The organism is Pseudomonas sp. P5_B2, from assembly GCF_056400445.1.
In genome coordinates this window covers 1-608 of record NZ_JBFULH010001424.1, presented here as the reverse complement: position 1 = coordinate 608, position 608 = coordinate 1, and the positions used below count along the sequence as shown (strand labels likewise).

The 608-nt window shown below is 56.7% G+C and carries 2 protein-coding genes; both read left to right on the top strand.

Going from position 1 to position 608, the window contains the following annotated elements; translation table 11 throughout:
• A partial coding sequence (locus AC1DRJ_RS31615; RefSeq protein ID WP_477805560.1) for a DUF2388 domain-containing protein occupies positions 1–161 on the top strand: 161 nt, incomplete at its 5' end.
• Positions 162–268: 107 nt separating this feature from the next.
• Positions 269–608: DUF2388 domain-containing protein (locus AC1DRJ_RS31610; RefSeq protein ID WP_477805559.1), on the top strand; the 340-nt coding region annotated here is incomplete at its 3' end.

Here is a 608-nt window from a genome sequence, read left to right as displayed (position 1 = left end):
AGATTGTCCTGGCTGCCCGTGATGATGCCGCTAGCTTCGTTGCCAGCGAAGGGTCCATCCGTGGGGTGAAACTCGAAAGCGCCCTCGATCACATTCGCCACCAGGCTCCACAGCTGAATGCAACAGATGCGCAGCTGGCGCAGGCGATTCTGACCATCTAAGCGAACGCCATGACGTGGGACACGCCCAACGTGTCCCCATGTTTCGGCACTGGCTCTAGACCACACGTTGCGCTAGCCTTGGGACTCGCTTTCAGCTATCGAGTCTCATGCGTTTTCATTCACAGCTGTTGATCACTCCGGTAATTCTTGTAGCCTGCTGGTCGGGCTCGGCCCATGCCTTCGATGCCTTTAATCTTTCTACTCAAGGCACTGCGGCCAGTGGTTATGGCTCCAGTCTGGTGACCTCCGCGCCCTTCGACCGTAAACTGCTGCTCGCCCACGATGATGCTGCGGCATTCATTGCCAGCGACGGCCAATTGCGTGCGGCACAGCTGGAATACGCTCTGATTTATCTGCGCCAAACCCAGCCAAAACTTCATGCAAGCGACCTTGAACTGGCGCAAGCAATTCTCGTCCAACAGTTATCCCTGTTCCCCGGAGTCGTTC